The sequence below is a fragment of the Paraburkholderia fungorum genome, assembly GCF_046027605.1.
GTDB lineage: Bacteria > Pseudomonadota > Gammaproteobacteria > Burkholderiales > Burkholderiaceae > Paraburkholderia > Paraburkholderia fungorum_F.
In genome coordinates this window covers 24,158-37,800 of sequence record NZ_JAQQEF010000008.1, presented here as the reverse complement: position 1 = coordinate 37,800, position 13,643 = coordinate 24,158, and the positions used below count along the sequence as shown (strand labels likewise).

Genomic DNA, 13,643 nt, shown 5'->3' with positions numbered 1-13,643 from the left:
CGACAGTCCCGAGGGGACTTCCTTCCGGGTGTAATGAAAATGAATGAAAGTATATTTACATAAAAACCTTATAGAAAAAAATTCATTTTCATTTTCGAGGGTTTTCACTGACGGATACCCGTGCGTTGGTACGCCGTGCGGCCATCCAATGAAAACCCGTTTTCATTGAGCGACAGCCGCGCCCTCCGGAATGTCGGCGAGCCGCGCCGCCGGCGACATCACGATGATCAGCGCCTGCACGAGGAAGGCGGCGGCAGCCGCGATGAGGCACGCGTCCATGCCCCAGCGCGCGCTGATCGCCGCGCCGAGCAATGCGCCAAGTGGTCGCGCGCCATAGGTCGCGGTGCTGTTGAGCGCCGAGACGCGGCCCATCATCCGTTCAGGTGTGATCGCCTGACGCAGCGTGGTCGAACCGACCACCCACAGAATCGGTCCCGCGCCGAGCAGGAAGAAGCTCAGCATCGCCAGCCAGAACGACGGCGCAATGATCGTCGCCACCATCACGAGCGAGGCGAGCAGACCGCAGGACGGCCCGATGATCAGCACGCGGCCGAACGCCAGGCGCCGCGCGATGGCCGGTGCAGCGAGCGCGCCGCACACCATGCCGACGCCGTACGCGCCGAGCGTCACACCGACCATCGAAGCGCTCAAGCCCAACCGATGCACGGCGTACGGCACATACACCGCTTGCAGTACGAAGAAACCGAGATTGAAGAAGATCGCGGTGGCGAGCATCGGACGCAGCAGCGCATCGCGCAGCACGAAGCGCGTGCCGTCGCGCAGTTCCAGCAGGAAGTGACGCTGCGAAGCAGTCGCTCGCGGCGGTTCGCGCAGGCCCGCAAGCAACGCGACGGCCAGCGCTGATAGTCCGGCGGCGCAGCCATACGCCCACCCCGCGCCGATCCAGCCGACCAGCAGGCCACCGAGCGCCGGCCCCGCCGAATACGCGACGCTGCGCGCCAGTTCGAGCCGGCCATTGGCCTGGGCATACGCTTCGCGCGGCACGATCGAGGGCACCAGCGAAGGCGCCGCGACGTTATAGGCAACGGTGCCGGTCGCGGCGATGAAGCCGAGCGCGGCGAGCAGCGGCAAGCTCAGCGTGTGCGTCATTACGAGCAGCAGGACGCACAGCATGGCGACCACGCGCACGCTTTCGGCGAGCGCCATCAACGTGCGGCGCGATCGACGGTCAGCCCAGACGCCGAGCGGAATCGACAGCAACAGGAACGGCAGCGTCTGCGCGGTTTGCAACAGACCGGTCTCGCGCGCGCCGGCGCCGAGCGCGAACACGGCGACGAGCGGCGCGGCGGCGAGGCTGATCTGCTCGGCGGATTGCGCGACCAGATTCGACCATGCGAGCCGCTGGAACGCGGCCGGCAAGCGAAGCGCGGAGGAAGACGGTGAAGCGGAACGGACATGCATCGATGAACTCCTGCGACGGGACGTGGAAATCCCATCGTGGTCGCTATGGCGACGCGCGGCGCTCCGCTTCTTGCGGTGTTATTCTTCGCTCGCCATGAATCTCGAAAGCATTCTCTTCACTCAGGGTTTCGGCTCGCGCCGCCAATGCCGGGCGCTGATCGGCGACGGCCGCGTGAGCGTCGGCGGTTCAGTCTGCACCGATGCCGACGCCGAATTCCCAACGCATGACGGCACGTTCTGCTTCAGCGTGGACGGGGTCGTCTGGCCGTATCGCGAGCACGCCTATCTGCTGCTGAACAAGCCCGCAGGCTATGAATGTTCGCGCGATCCACAGCATCACCTGAGCGTGTTCAGCCTGTTGCCGCCGCAGTTCGCCGAACGTGGCGTGCAATGCGTGGGCCGCCTCGATCAGGACACCACCGGCCTCCTGCTGCTTTCCGACGACGGCAAGTTCGTCCACCTGTTCACGTCGCCGAAACGCAAAGTGCCGAAGCTGTATATCGCGACCACGCGACATCCCATCGACGACGTCCAGTTGAGTGCCTTGCGCGGCGGTGTCTTGCTGCACGGCGAGCCGAGGCCCATCGTCGCCGTCGACGCTCAGGCGCGCGGCGAGCACGCGCTGGCCCTCACCGTGATGGAGGGCAAGTATCACCAGGTCAAGCGGATGATCGCGGCAGCCGGCAATCGTTGCGAAGCGCTGCATCGCGAGCGGATCGGCGGCCTTGCGTTGCCCGCGACGCTCGCAGAAGGCGCATGGCAATGGCTCGACGAAACCGACCTCGGATCTTTACGGAGCGGGTAAACCGGTAGGACCCTTTTAAAGCCTTGATGCATCAGGAGAATCGTGTGCGCCCCCGCACATAAGGCCTGCGGGGCGTCTGATTGCACGCTGCGACGCAACATGCTCTTCCTTACGACTCGCCCTATACTCGATTAAACAAAGACTACAAAGAGTTCAAGGAGGGGCGCCATGGTCATCCACGACACTATTCAGATCTCATCCGTGATGATTGCTTTCATGTGTCTCGGGCTCGTCCTGGTCGGCGGACTGCTGGTCATCATGCGGCTGCGGCACAAATATCATCCGAATCTGATCGGCGCATTGATTGGCGCGATGCTGTGCTTCCTGTTGCTGGAGGCGTTGCCGGCACTGACGTAAGCCCGCAAGATCACGCGCCATGACGGATGAGACGCGTGGCGCGAGCGACGATTCGCTGGCTGGCTCAGCCGTCCGTCTGTGCTCCGCCGTGCTTCGCGCCATCCATCCGATCGCGCACCTCGCGCAAAAAATCTGCAACGCTCGGATACCGCAGGCGTACGCGCAATTCCTCTTTGAGGCGCCGGTTCACGAGCCGCCTCGATTCCCGCATGAAAGACAGCAAGGTCGGCTCCATCTGTTGCTCCGCGTCCGCCCGCGTGATGCGCGGCGCGTGTTCGTGGCCGAACGCGTCGGCCACTACGTCGAAGTACTCGCCCATTTTCAGCGACGTGTCGTCGGACGCGTGAATCACGCGCGCCGGCCGCCCGTGGGTGACGAGGCGCACGAGGATCGCGGCAAGATCGTCAGCGTGGATGTGGTTGGTGTAGACGTCGTCGGCATCGATCAGCGCCGGCGTGCGCTTTTCCAGCCGCGCGAGCGGCAGACGGTTGCTCGCGTAAATGCCCGGAATCCGCGCGATGCTTGCGGCGATCACGCCTCGCGTGGTGGCGCGCCGCAGCTGCTGCTCGGCCGACACGCGACGTTTAGCGCGCGCATTGGCCGGCTGCGTGATGCGCGTCTCGTCGATCCACGCGCCGCCGCAATCGCCGTAGACGCCCGTGGTGCTCGCGTACACCAACCGCACAGGCACGCGCGGAGCAGCGGTCCAGCGCACCCTGTCGGGTACAATATTGGCTGTCTCAGATTCAGCCCACGAGGCACGAATGCGGCGCAGCCGCCCGATCGGTGCCACCGCGCCGCGCGCGGCACGCAGCGCCCGATTGCCGCGCGCGCTCAATGTAGCGAGCAAGGCACGGGTACGGCGGTCGTCATCGCCGGTCTTTTGCGGCGGCGCGAGATGCAGTACCGTCGGCGCAAGGCCGGCAAGCCGTTTCAGACTGCGGCGCGCGTCGAGGTCGCCGACCAGCGGCGTGACGCCGGCGGCGCGCAGTTCGGCGCCGCGCCCGGCGTGGCTGGTGAGCGCGAAGACATGCGCGTGGGGCCGCAATAAGGGCACGCAGCGCATGCCGACGTCACCGCAGCCAACTATCAACACGCGCGGCCGGCGTAAATTTCGTGTCGCTTTCATGGTGGACGCATTGTAGCCGTCAAGCGCGGCAGGTACCGCACAGTGATGCAGCGGGTCCGATAACGATTACCGACTTTTCGATTTCGAACACTCTATGGCATTTAACGTCACGCTCCGGCAAAGCGGCCGGCAGTTTCAGGTAGAACAGGACGAACCGATCCTGATCGCGGCCTTGCGCCAGGGCATCGGTCTGCCGTACGGCTGCAAGAACGGCGCCTGCGGTTCGTGCAAAGGCACGGTGGTCAGCGGTGAGATCGAACAGCGTCAGCATTCGTCGTCGGCCTTGTCGAACGACGAAAAGACGCGCGGCATGGCGCTCTTCTGCTGCGCGACGGCATGCACCGATCTCGAAGTGGATATCCGCGAAGTAGCTGGCGTGGGCGACGTGCAGGTCAAGAAACTGCCGTGCCGCGTGAACGCGATCGAGCGCAAGGCCGACGACGTCGTGGTGCTGAAGCTGCAACTGCCCGCCAACGAACGTCTGCAATATCTGGCCGGCCAGTACCTCGAATTCCTTCTGAAAGACGGCAAGCGCCGCAGTTATTCGATGGCGAGCGCGCCGCACACGGAAGGCCCGATCGAATTGCACCTCCGTCACATGCCCGGTGGCGCATTCACGGACCACGTGTTCAACACGATGAAGGAGCGCGACATTCTGCGCTTCGAGGCCCCGCTCGGCACCTTCTTCCTGCGCGAGGATTCGGCAAAGCCGATCGTGCTGCTCGCCTCGGGTACGGGCTTCGCGCCGCTGAAGGCGATCATCGAACATGCGGTGTTCAAGAACCTTGACCGGCCGATGACGCTTTACTGGGGTGCGCGCCGCAAGAAGGATCTATACCTGCTCGAGCTGGCCGAACAATGGGCTCGCGAGATCCCGAACTTCAAGTTCGTGCCGGTGCTGTCGGAACCGGATGCGGGCGATGCGTGGACGGGCCGCGTCGGCTTCGTGCATCGCGCGGTGATTGAGGATTTGCCGGATCTGTCGGCTTATCAGGTGTACGCGTGCGGCGCGCCGGTCATGGTCGAATCGGCGCAGCGTGATTTCACCCAGCATCATGCGCTGCCGGAAGACGAGTTCTACGCGGATTCGTTCACGAGCGCGGCGGATCTGGCGAACGCGGTTTGAATGAAGCAAGCAGCCTGATCGAAACGTCGACCGGGTCGTCTGCGACTAACATGTCACAGCGTCAAGGCGGATGCACAAAAATCCGCCTTGATGCGAATCTGTGCAAATTCATGGTTTACACCAGCGCTTTTCTTGTCGTATTCTTTCGCGCATGAACCGCATCCAATCCGAACTCCGACGTCGCCGCTCGCCGCTCCCTTAGGGGCGCCGCTGGCTTCGTCACGGATTCGCGCCGCACAAAGGCGCAAGCAGTTCGAATCATGAAAGCCACGGCATGCCGTGGCTTTTTTGTTTGCGCTTTCGTTTGTGTTTCGGTTGTGTTTTCGTAATTCCGGCCCCCGTTTCATAGGTGGCCAATCGCTCATTTACCCCTTCACCCGCCGTCTGGAGCCTGCCGTTATGAATTTCACTGAGTACCCGATCGAGTCGCTGATGTACATCACAAACCGGCCCGAAATCGTTTTCACGCACGGCAAGGGCTCGTGGCTCTATGACAATAACGGCAAGCGATATCTGGACTTCATCCAGGGCTGGGCGGTCAACAGCCTCGGTCACTGCAACGACGGCATGATCGAAGCACTGAACAAGCAGGCACAACTGCTGCTCAATCCGTCGCCAGCCTTCTACAACGGCCCGATGGCGCAACTCGCCGGCCTGCTCACGCAGCACAGCTGTTTCGACAAGGTGTTCTTCGCGAACAGCGGCGCCGAAGCGAACGAAGGCGCGATCAAGCTCGCGCGCAAGTGGGGCAAGAAGTTCAAGGACGGCGCATTCGAAATCATCACGTTCGATCACAGCTTCCACGGCCGCACGCTCGCCACCATGTCGGCAAGCGGCAAGCCGGGCTGGGACACGATCTACGCACCGCAAGTGCCGGGCTTCCCGAAGGCGGACCTGAACGACATCGCGTCGGTTGAAAAGCTCATCAACGCGAAGACCGTCGCGGTGATGCTCGAACCGATTCAAGGCGAAGGCGGCGTGATTCCCGCCACGCGTGAATTCATGCAACAACTGCGCGCGCTGACCAAAAAGCACAACCTGTTGCTGATCGTCGACGAAGTGCAAAGCGGCTGCGGCCGTGCGGGTACCTTGTTCGCGTACGAACTGTCTGGCATCGAGCCGGACATCATGACGCTCGGCAAGGGCATCGGCGGTGGCGTGCCGCTCGCGGCGCTGCTCGCGAAGGCCGAAATCGCAATATTCGAGGCGGGCGATCAGGGCGGCACGTACAACGGCAATCCGCTGATGACCGCGGTGGGCTACTCGGTGATCTCGCAACTGACCGCGCCGGGCTTCCTCGAAGGCGTGCAGGCACGCGGCGAGTACTTGCGCGCCAAGCTGCTGGAATTGTCGGAAGAGCGCGGCTTCGAAGGCGAACGGGGTGAAGGCCTGCTGCGCGCGCTGCTGCTCGGCAAGGACATTGGCAACCAGATCGTCGAGAAGGCTCGCGTGATGCAACCCGACGGCCTGCTGCTGAACGCGGCCCGTCCGAACCTGCTGCGCTTCATGCCTGCACTGAACGTCACGAACGAAGAAATCGACCAGATGATGGCGATGCTGCGTTCGATTCTCGACACGCTGTAATCACACAGGAAAGCGCGTATGACAACGACCGCAACGCTATCGATCCGCCGCTTCGAAGCGCGCGACACCGATGCCGTGGTCGCGCTGTGGCAGGAAGCGTTCCCCGAGTATCGGGACGTGACGAGGCCGCAGCGCAATCCGCATCTGTCGATTGCCAACAAACTGGCAACGCAACCGGAGCTGTTCTTTGTCGCGGTGTTCGACGAGCGCATTGTCGGCACGGTGCTGAGTGGCTATGACGGGCACCGAGGCTGGCTCTATTCGCTCGCAGTGGATGAATCGTTGCGTCGTCATGGCATCGGCACGCGGCTGGTCGCGCATGTCGAAAACGCGCTCACCGAACTCGGCTGCCCGAAGCTGAATTTGCAGGTGTTGTCCGCAAAGGCAGACGTGCGTGCCTTTTACGAGTCGCTCGGTTATCGCGCGGATGCTGTGATCAGTCTCGGCAAACGCCTGGGAGAACTGGCGGACACGCCTGTGGCGTAGGGCCACGCAATCGCTTGAATAGAAAAAGGCCGCATGCAGAAACGCATGCGGCCTTTTTTCAGTTGAACAAACCTGGTCCGGGTTATTCGCCCCGTTCCCGTTCGCCCAGCTTATTCGCCAAGATAAGCCGCGCGCACCTTCGGATCATCCAGCATCTGCTTCGCGTCGCCGGACATCGTCACCAGACCCGAGTCCATCACGTAGCCACGGTTGGCAGCCTGCAGAGCCAAACGCGCGTTCTGCTCGACCAGCAGCACGGTCATGCCTTCAGCCGAGATCGCCCGCACCACTTCGAAGATCTTCTCGACCATGATCGGCGACAGGCCCATCGACGGTTCATCGAGCAACAGCAGCTTCGGCTTGCTGATGATCGCGCGCGCCATCGCCAGCATCTGCTGTTCGCCGCCCGACAACGTGCCCGCGTATTGCGTGGCACGTTCCTTCAGGCGCGGGAAGAAACCGAACATGCGATCGACGTCCGCCTTGATGCCGTCCGTGTCGGTACGCAGATAGGCACCCATCTGCATGTTCTCGACGATCGACATGCGCGAGAAAATACCGCGGCCTTCCGGCACCATCGCGAGACCGCGCTTGAGCAGCTCGTGCGCCGGGATGCCCTTGATCGACTGGCCCATGTACTCGATGTCGCCCGCCGCGTACGGCTTCAGACCGGTGATTGCCTTCATCGTCGTGGTCTTGCCCGCGCCGTTCGCGCCGATCAGCGTGACCAGTTCGCCCTGCCCTACTTCGAGGTCGATACCCTTGACTGCCTGGATGCCGCCGTAATTGACCTGCAGGCCCTTGATTTTCAACATTGCTTGCGTTGTGGACATCAGTGGACTCCCGCACCCAGATAAGCTTCGATCACCTTCGGATCCTTCTGCACGTCTGAAGGCAGACCTTGCGCAATCACCTTGCCGTAGTCGAGCACCGTCATCTGGTTGCACAGACCCATCACGAGTTTCACGTCGTGTTCGATCAGCAGGATCGTCTTGCCATCGCTGCGGATCTTGTCGAGCAGCTTGGTCAGCTCGACCTTTTCAGTCGCGTTCATACCGGCAGCCGGTTCGTCCAGCGCGAGCAGTTTCGGATCCGTGGCCAGCGCGCGGGCGATTTCCAGACGACGCTGGTGACCGTACGACAGATTGCGCGACGTGTAGTCCGCATACTGCGCAATGCCGACGTACTCCAGCAGTTCGATCGCGCGCTCCTTGATCTCGCGCTCTTCCTTGCGCTCGGACGGCGTCTGGAACACCGCGCCGATCAGGCCATGCTTCGTGCGCACGTGGCGGCCGACCATCACGTTTTCCAGCGCGGTCATGCCGCCGAACAGACGGATGTTCTGGAACGTACGGGCAATACCGGCCTTCGCGACCTGGTAGACGGCAGTCGGCGTGTATTCCGTGCCGTCGAGCTTGAACTCGCCGGAATCCGGCGTGTACAGACCCGTGATCACGTTGAAGAACGTCGTCTTGCCGGCGCCGTTCGGGCCGATCAGGCCGTAAATCTGCCCCGACTTGATTTGCAGGCCAACGTCAGAAAGTGCCTGCAAGCCGCCGAAGCGCTTGTTCACGCCTTTCACCGACAGGCGGATCTGGTCGCTGCCCACGCTGTTATTTACGTTATCGCTCATGTAATTTCTCCTCGCGGGCTTTAAGCGCGCACCGGCTTCTTGCCGCTGCGCTTCGCCAGTTTCGCAATCTTGTCTTCGTGCTTCGGCGACGGCCACAAGCCTTCCGAGCGATACAGCATGATCACGACCATCGCGAGGCCGTACAGCAACTGACGGATCACTTCGGTATCGACGATTTCATGGCCGAAGATCGCGTTCTGCAGCGGACCCATCGTTGAGCGCAGGAATTCCGGGAACACGGCGAGCAGCACCGCGCCGAGAATCACGCCAGGGATGTGACCCATACCGCCCAGCACCACGCAGGCCAGCACCACGACCGATTCCCAGAACGTGAACGATTCCGGCGACACGAAGCCCTGGAACGAACCGAACATCGCGCCCGACAGGCCACCGAACGATGCGCCCATCGCGAACGCCAGCAGCTTCACGTTACGGGTGTTGATGCCCATCGCCTTGGCGGCGATTTCGTCTTCACGGATCGCGGCCCAGGCACGGCCGATACGTGAGTGCTGCAAACGCGTACAGGTCCAGATCACGAACAACGCGCACAGCACGAACAGGTAGTAGTACGAGTACACCGTCGGGAACTGGAAGCCGAACAGCGAGTGCGTCTGCGCGAGACTGAAGCCGCCCACCGACACCGGATCGATCCCCGTGATCCCCTTCGGTCCGTTGGTGATGTTCACCGGACGGTCGAGGTTGTTCATGAAGATCCGCACGATTTCCCCGAAGCCCAAGGTCACGATAGCGAGGTAGTCACCACGCAGACGCAATGTTGGTGCGCCGAGCAGCACGCCGAAGGTCGCGGCGAGCGCCATCGCGACCGGCACGATGATCCAGATCGGCGTATGCAGCCCGTTCGGGAACAGGTGCGCGATCCACTCGAACTGCGAGGTCAGGTGGGGCGAGCTCAGCAGCGCCGCGACGTACGCGCCGATTGCGTAGAACGCGATGTAGCCCAGGTCCAGCAGGCCGGCGAAGCCGACCACCACATTGAGGCCCAGCGCGAGCATCACGTACAGCATCGCGAAGTCGAGCACGCGGACCCAGTAGTTGCCGCCGGCCGCGCCGATGATCATCGGCGCCGCGATCACGAAAATCGCGGTGATGATGCCGACGGTCAGCGTCTTCGTCAGGTTCTTTTCAGGGATGAGCGTCGTGGACGGCTCGATCGGTTGAATTGAGGTCATGTCTGTTTACTCCTTATGGCCCGGGATCAAGCGCGATCCGCAACACGTTCGCCGAGCAGGCCCGACGGACGGAACACCAGCACGATGATCAGCACGATGAACGCGAACACGTCCTGGTAGTTACTGCCGAACACACCGCCGGTCAGGTTGCCGATATAGCCCGCACCCAACTGTTCGATCAGGCCGAGCAGCACGCCGCCCACCATCGCCCCGCCGAGATTGCCGATCCCGCCCAGCACCGCCGCGGTAAAGGCCTTCAAACCTGGGATGAAGCCCATATAGAAGTGAGCGTTACCGTATTCGGACGCGATCATCACGCCGGCCAGAGCGGCCAACGCCGAGCCGATCATGAAGGTCGCCGAAATCACGAAGTTCGGATTCACGCCCATCAGGCTTGCGACGCCCGGATTCTCGGCGATCGCACGCATCGCGCGGCCCAGCTTGGTCTTGTGAACCAGCAGCAGCAGACCGCCCATCACGAGGAACGCCACCACGATGATCACGATTTCAGTCATCGATATCACGGCGCCAGGCGTCGTGTCGGTGGCCTTGATCACATTGATCGGGTCGGTGGGCAACAGCTGCGGGAACGGCAACGGGTTGCGCGACCAGATCATCATCGCGAGCGTTTGCAGCAGGATCGACACGCCGATCGCGGTGATCAGCGGGGCGAGACGCGGCGCTTTACGCAACGGCCGGTAGGCTACGCGCTCGATCGTGTAGCCGACCAGCGAGCAAACCACTGCCGCGATGATCAACGCGATGATGAGCGTCGGCACATTGCCGAGGCCGGGGAAGTGGTTCTGCAGCACGCCTATGGCCGAGAGCGCAACCATCGCGCCCACCATCAATACATCGCCGTGCGCGAAGTTGATGATGCCCAGAATGCCGTAAACCATCGTATAGCCCAGTGCGATGATGGCGTAAACGCTGCCAAGCACTAGCCCGTTGAGGACCTGCTGGACGAAGATATCCATTTAATACTCCTTAGCCCGTGCGACTGGATCAGCGTTCTTCATCAGCCGGTGGGCGGTGATGCGGTACGCCAATCTCAACGGCACTGCGGGTACTGATGTAAAAGACCGGTAAGGGTTATCCGCTACCCGGTTCGTCTTACGACTGGGATGCAGTCGCGGACTCGCCGATGGCGGATGCAAAAACGGCACCGTTGGGTGGTTTCGGTGCCGTCAGTCTGAACGTCCCGTCATCACATCTTCACGACGTCGAGGACCGCTTTCTTGCCGTCCTTGAAGTCGTAAAGCGTAATGGCGCCCTCTTTCAAATCACCCTTGTCGTCGAACGCGATGTGGCCGATTACCCCGTTGTAATCGGTGGACGGCATCGCAGCCAGCACCTTGGGCGCCTCGATCGAATTAGCGCGCTTCATTGCATCGACAATCACGTACACAGCGTCATACGTGAACGGTGCGTAAATCTGCACCGGCGTGTGAAAGCGGTCTACATACTTCTTTTCGAAGTCCGCTCCTTTGTCCATTTTCGAAAGCGCGAGTCCTGCCTCCGAACAGACCAGGTTTTGCACGGCGGTTCCCGCCAGCTCACCCACCTTGTCGGTACACACGCCGTCGCCGCCAAGGATTTTTGCCCTGATACCGAGCGCCGCCGCCTGTTTGGTGAACGGCCCGCCCGTCGCGTCCATGCCGCCGAACATGATCACGTCCGGCTGAACACTCTTGATCTTTGTGAGGATGGCCCGGAAATCCGTGGCCCGATCGTTCGTCGCTTCCCGCGCGACGATCTTCGCTCCGCTTGCCTCCACGGTCTTCGCGAATTCGTCCGCGAGCCCCTTACCGTAGGCGGTTGCATCATCCACCACCGCGATGCGTCTGGCGCCCAACGCCTTCGTGGCGTAATTGGCGAGCGCCGGTCCTTGTTGCGCGTCGGTGGCGACCACCCGATAAGTCGTCTTGAAACCTTGTTGCGTGTACGCCGGATTGGTCGACGACGGCGAGATCTGCACGATGTTGGCATCGCTATAGATCTTCGAGGCCGGAATCGACACCCCCGAATTCAGATGCCCCACAACGGCGACGACGTGATCGTCGACCAGTTTCTGCGCGACGGCCGTACCCGTCTTCGGGTCCGCTGCATCGTCTTGCGCGTCGAGCTCCAACTGGATCTTCCGACCGTCGATGGTCAAGCCTTGGGTATTGATTTCCTCGACCGCCAGACGCGCGCCGTTTTCGTTGTCTTTACCGAGATGTGCAATGCCGCCCGTCAATGGGGCCGCATGACCGATTTTCACGACAGTCGCCTCGCTCGCCGGTGCCGCTGCCGCCGTGGCAGCCGACGCACCTGCTCCCGCCTCGCCATCCTGTTTCTTGCCGCACGCGGTCAACATCACAACCGCGGCCGCGATGGACACGGCGTAAGCAAACTTGACTCGCATTTAAGTAGGTCTCCCGCGCCTTGCAAAATCCGTTGTTCGGGACCCGGAGGCCTTGAGAACGCGCGCATTGTAACTCCAATTATGCGACGCGCAATATTGTTGAAACGGTGGGGTTTTCCTGCATTGCAACCATATTTTTAAAGAGGAATTCGGCAAAAGGCGCAACCCGGTTGCGACTATTTTCCGTGCACCAGTTGCACCAGCGCTGCGCCCAATGGCATCAACTGTTGCAGCGAGATGGCCCGATCCCTGATTGCAGCGTGGTTCGCGTTAAGTATTACGTTTGCGTGGATATCAACGTGTACGCACTATTTTAGTGCGTCAAAAAACCGTACAACCCCTTTGTGTAGATTTAAACGGGGTCACATGAAGAAAAAATCGATTAATGGCTGAATGTAATTCAAAAGAATTTGTGTGAAAGGACACTAAAAACAGCGTTCACCAAGCGATCTGCCACTTTATTCAGGAGGGCGTCACGAATCTGCGGACGAAAAAAAGCGCGCCCTCGGGCGCGCCTTTCTTTCAGAAACGTCGGCTGGCTGTCAGGTAGGCAGGCCCAGCCCCCGCGGCAGCGGGAATGCGATGTTTTCCTCGATGCCTTCCAGCGCGCGCACGTTGCGCACACCAAGCTCACGCAACCGGCCAATCACCGCCTGCGCCAGCGCTTCCGGTGCCGACGCGCCCGCCGTTACACCGATCCGGCGCTTACCTTCGACCCAGACCGGATCGATCTGGTCCGGCGAGTCCACCATATAAGAAGGCACGCCGAGCTTTTCGGCCAGCTCGCGCAGCCGGTTCGAGTTCGAACTATTCGGGCTGCCGACCACGATTACGACGTCGCACTGCGGTGTCATGAACTTGACCGCGTCCTGGCGATTTTGCGTGGCGTAACAGATGTCCTGCTTCTTCGGCTCACGGATCGCCGGATATTTCGCCTTCAAGGCACCGATGATCTCAGCTGCGTCGTCGACCGACAGGGTGGTTTGCGTAACGAACGCGATCCGCTCGGGATCGGCCAGTTGCAAGGCCTGTACGTCTGCGATGTCCTCCACCAGATGCATGCCCTCGCCGGCTTGCCCCATCGTGCCCTCGACTTCAGGGTGGCCCTTATGGCCGATCATCACGATGTCAAAGCCGTCCTGGCGCATCTTCGCGACTTCGATATGCACCTTGGTAACGAGCGGACAGGTGGCGTCGTACACCCGCAGGCCGCGCGACTCGGCTTCCGCGCGCACCGCTTTCGACACGCCATGCGCGCTGAAAATGACCGTATTGCCGGCTGGGACTTCTTCCAGCTGCTCGATGAAGATTGCGCCCTTTTTGCGCAAATCCTCGACGACATAGGCGTTATGGACAATTTCGTGGCGCACGTAAATCGGCGAGCCGTGCAGCTTGATGGCCCGCTCCACGATTTCGATGGCCCGATCGACGCCGGCGCAGAACCCACGCGGCTGCGCGAGCAGGATCTCGGCTTCGGCAAGAGTCGTATCCGTGATGCTCATGT

General features: G+C 61.6%; 14 protein-coding genes. 5 read left to right on the top strand and 9 right to left on the bottom strand.

The features are described from left to right. Positions 1-162: 162 nt before the first annotated feature. Positions 163-1,422 carry an MFS transporter gene (locus tag PQR53_RS15130; protein ID WP_408455048.1) on the bottom strand — a complete coding sequence of 420 codons (1,260 nt, stop codon included), beginning with the start codon at positions 1,420-1,422 and terminating at the stop codon, positions 163-165. A 94-nt stretch (positions 1,423-1,516) separates the two neighbouring features. On the opposite strand from PQR53_RS15130, the gene PQR53_RS15125 reads away from it, so the two are divergent. Both PQR53_RS15125 and PQR53_RS15120 read left to right on the top strand, forming a co-directional pair. After that, positions 1,517-2,227 (top strand): pseudouridine synthase, encoded by a 711-nt coding sequence (locus tag PQR53_RS15125; RefSeq protein ID WP_408455045.1) that lies wholly within the window; start codon positions 1,517-1,519, stop codon positions 2,225-2,227. Positions 2,228-2,395: 168 nt separating this feature from the next. Next, entirely contained in the window at positions 2,396-2,584 is a 189-nt protein-coding gene (locus PQR53_RS15120) for a hypothetical protein (RefSeq protein ID WP_408455042.1), read from the top strand. Positions 2,585-2,648: 64 nt separating this feature from the next. Here the strand turns inward: PQR53_RS15120 and PQR53_RS15115 are convergent, their stop codons facing one another. Further along, complete coding sequence (locus tag PQR53_RS15115) at positions 2,649-3,713, bottom strand: Rossmann-fold NAD(P)-binding domain-containing protein (protein WP_408455039.1); 1,065 nt, start codon at positions 3,711-3,713, stop codon at positions 2,649-2,651. 94 nt (positions 3,714-3,807) lie between these two features. Between PQR53_RS15115 and PQR53_RS15110 the strand changes: the two genes are divergently transcribed. After that, entirely contained in the window at positions 3,808-4,839 is a 1,032-nt protein-coding gene (locus PQR53_RS15110; RefSeq protein ID WP_408455036.1) for a CDP-6-deoxy-delta-3,4-glucoseen reductase, read from the top strand. Positions 4,840-4,892: 53 nt separating this feature from the next. Here the strand turns inward: PQR53_RS15110 and PQR53_RS15105 are convergent, their stop codons facing one another. Then, a complete protein-coding gene (locus PQR53_RS15105; protein WP_408455034.1) occupies positions 4,893-5,204 on the bottom strand; it encodes a hypothetical protein in 312 nt (103 codons plus the stop codon). Between the two features lie 34 nt (positions 5,205-5,238). Between PQR53_RS15105 and PQR53_RS15100 the strand changes: the two genes are divergently transcribed. Beyond that, complete coding sequence (locus PQR53_RS15100) at positions 5,239-6,423, top strand: acetylornithine transaminase (protein WP_408455031.1); 1,185 nt, start codon at positions 5,239-5,241, stop codon at positions 6,421-6,423. 18 nt (positions 6,424-6,441) lie between these two features. After that, on the top strand, positions 6,442-6,909 hold the full coding sequence (locus PQR53_RS15095) for a GNAT family acetyltransferase (protein ID WP_408455029.1): 468 nt from the start codon (positions 6,442-6,444) through the stop codon (positions 6,907-6,909). Positions 6,910-7,019: 110 nt separating this feature from the next. Here PQR53_RS15095 and PQR53_RS15090 read toward each other — a convergent pair whose 3' ends face one another. The 6 genes from PQR53_RS15090 to ispH form a co-directional block, all read right to left on the bottom strand. Then, positions 7,020-7,724, bottom strand: coding sequence for an ABC transporter ATP-binding protein (locus PQR53_RS15090; protein ID WP_408455618.1), 705 nt, complete (start codon positions 7,722-7,724; stop codon positions 7,020-7,022). Positions 7,725-7,741: 17 nt separating this feature from the next. Then, a complete protein-coding gene (locus PQR53_RS15085; RefSeq protein WP_408455026.1) occupies positions 7,742-8,542 on the bottom strand; it encodes an ABC transporter ATP-binding protein in 801 nt (266 codons plus the stop codon). Between the two features lie 20 nt (positions 8,543-8,562). Next, entirely contained in the window at positions 8,563-9,732 is a 1,170-nt protein-coding gene (locus tag PQR53_RS15080) for an ABC transporter permease subunit (RefSeq protein ID WP_408455023.1), read from the bottom strand. Positions 9,733-9,758: 26 nt separating this feature from the next. After that, positions 9,759-10,709 carry a branched-chain amino acid ABC transporter permease gene (locus tag PQR53_RS15075; RefSeq protein WP_121112446.1) on the bottom strand — a complete coding sequence of 317 codons (951 nt, stop codon included), beginning with the start codon at positions 10,707-10,709 and terminating at the stop codon, positions 9,759-9,761. Between the two features lie 230 nt (positions 10,710-10,939). Further along, complete coding sequence (locus PQR53_RS15070; protein WP_408455020.1) at positions 10,940-12,139, bottom strand: branched-chain amino acid ABC transporter substrate-binding protein; 1,200 nt, start codon at positions 12,137-12,139, stop codon at positions 10,940-10,942. Between the two features lie 542 nt (positions 12,140-12,681). Further along, positions 12,682-13,641, bottom strand: coding sequence for a 4-hydroxy-3-methylbut-2-enyl diphosphate reductase (gene ispH / locus PQR53_RS15065; protein ID WP_408455017.1), 960 nt, complete (start codon positions 13,639-13,641; stop codon positions 12,682-12,684). Positions 13,642-13,643 lie beyond the last annotated feature (2 nt).

What these genes read in the sequence shown, in the direction of transcription:
- PQR53_RS15115 (WP_408455039.1), bottom strand. Translation starts at nt 3,713, where the DNA reads ATGAAAGCGACACGAAATTTACGCCGGCCGCGCGTGTTGATAGTTGGC.
- PQR53_RS15080 (WP_408455023.1), bottom strand. Translation starts at nt 9,732, where the DNA reads ATGACCTCAATTCAACCGATCGAGCCGTCCACGACGCTCATCCCTGAA.
- PQR53_RS15130 (WP_408455048.1), bottom strand. Translation starts at nt 1,422, where the DNA reads ATGCATGTCCGTTCCGCTTCACCGTCTTCCTCCGCGCTTCGCTTGCCG.
- PQR53_RS15085 (WP_408455026.1), bottom strand. Translation starts at nt 8,542, where the DNA reads ATGAGCGATAACGTAAATAACAGCGTGGGCAGCGACCAGATCCGCCTG.
- PQR53_RS15095 (WP_408455029.1), top strand. Translation starts at nt 6,442, where the DNA reads ATGACAACGACCGCAACGCTATCGATCCGCCGCTTCGAAGCGCGCGAC.
- ispH (WP_408455017.1), bottom strand. Translation starts at nt 13,641, where the DNA reads ATGAGCATCACGGATACGACTCTTGCCGAAGCCGAGATCCTGCTCGCG.
- PQR53_RS15125 (WP_408455045.1), top strand. Translation starts at nt 1,517, where the DNA reads ATGAATCTCGAAAGCATTCTCTTCACTCAGGGTTTCGGCTCGCGCCGC.
- PQR53_RS15075 (WP_121112446.1), bottom strand. Translation starts at nt 10,709, where the DNA reads ATGGATATCTTCGTCCAGCAGGTCCTCAACGGGCTAGTGCTTGGCAGC.
- PQR53_RS15090 (WP_408455618.1), bottom strand. Translation starts at nt 7,724, where the DNA reads ATGTTGAAAATCAAGGGCCTGCAGGTCAATTACGGCGGCATCCAGGCA.
- PQR53_RS15120 (WP_408455042.1), top strand. Translation starts at nt 2,396, where the DNA reads ATGGTCATCCACGACACTATTCAGATCTCATCCGTGATGATTGCTTTC.
- PQR53_RS15110 (WP_408455036.1), top strand. Translation starts at nt 3,808, where the DNA reads ATGGCATTTAACGTCACGCTCCGGCAAAGCGGCCGGCAGTTTCAGGTA.
- PQR53_RS15070 (WP_408455020.1), bottom strand. Translation starts at nt 12,139, where the DNA reads ATGCGAGTCAAGTTTGCTTACGCCGTGTCCATCGCGGCCGCGGTTGTG.
- PQR53_RS15100 (WP_408455031.1), top strand. Translation starts at nt 5,239, where the DNA reads ATGAATTTCACTGAGTACCCGATCGAGTCGCTGATGTACATCACAAAC.
- PQR53_RS15105 (WP_408455034.1), bottom strand. Translation starts at nt 5,204, where the DNA reads ATGAGCGATTGGCCACCTATGAAACGGGGGCCGGAATTACGAAAACAC.